Raw genomic sequence first — 797 nt, 5'->3', positions numbered from 1 at the left:
ACCGGTGTTCCACTACTCCCTCGCAGCCACCCCACTTCCCACGATCAATCAGACAGCGGCCCCCGATCGCCGAAGCATCAATGCCCGATTCGCCACCAGCCGACCGAGGCACGGCCGCACCCTGCGGCCGTGCCTCGATGAGCCGTTTCACCAACTCCAGCCCGAGGTCAAACCAGTTCGGGAACCCGCAAATGAGCCAAGGCCAGCTCGAATTCGCGAACGTCGACAGCCTCAACGCGCGCCTGCCGAGCGGCATCCACCCGCAACGCGGCCGACGCCATCCGATTGCGTTCCATCGCCTCGGCACTGTCGTACACACTGCACGAGACAGCACGCCCCGACGCCCTGTTCACCATCAGGCTCGCACTGCAAAATCCATCGAGCTGCTGCTCCATACCGGGCAACGTATGCCCCCGATACACGTCGATCGCACTGTCGATCCTGCTGGGATCGGTCTTCACCCAGGTAACCCGCGCACACGCACCCTCCGGCGTCATATGCGCCCGATGCATGACCGCGATCTCCCATTCCTCGACCATCGGACTCCCCCCGAATATCTCCGCCGCCCGATCGCGAATCGCCATCACCGGCGCAGCGCTCGCCCGCATCGCCTCCTCGGTTTCCCACGAACTCGTGACAATGCACCGGCCCGTATGCCGATCAACCAGCAACGAAAGCCCGACACACCCGGGAATCTCCCCAATCCCCGGCATGACCTCGTCCCGCACATGCGCGATCCCGGATTCCAAAGCAGATAATTGCGCCTGAAGCGTGGTAGACCGTGCGTACACGACCCA

The 797-nt window shown here is 63.7% G+C and carries 1 protein-coding gene; it reads right to left on the bottom strand.

The features are described from left to right. Nucleotides 1–167: 167 nt before the first annotated feature. On the bottom strand, nt 168–797 hold a 630-nt coding region (locus ACIRS4_RS37420), incomplete at its 5' end, for a hypothetical protein (RefSeq protein ID WP_404204617.1).

It is taken from the genome of Streptomyces sp. NPDC101166, from assembly GCF_044768125.1.
In the GTDB taxonomy this organism is placed as follows: domain Bacteria; phylum Actinomycetota; class Actinomycetes; order Streptomycetales; family Streptomycetaceae; genus Streptomyces.
This window is presented reverse-complemented; position numbering and strand designations above follow the sequence as displayed.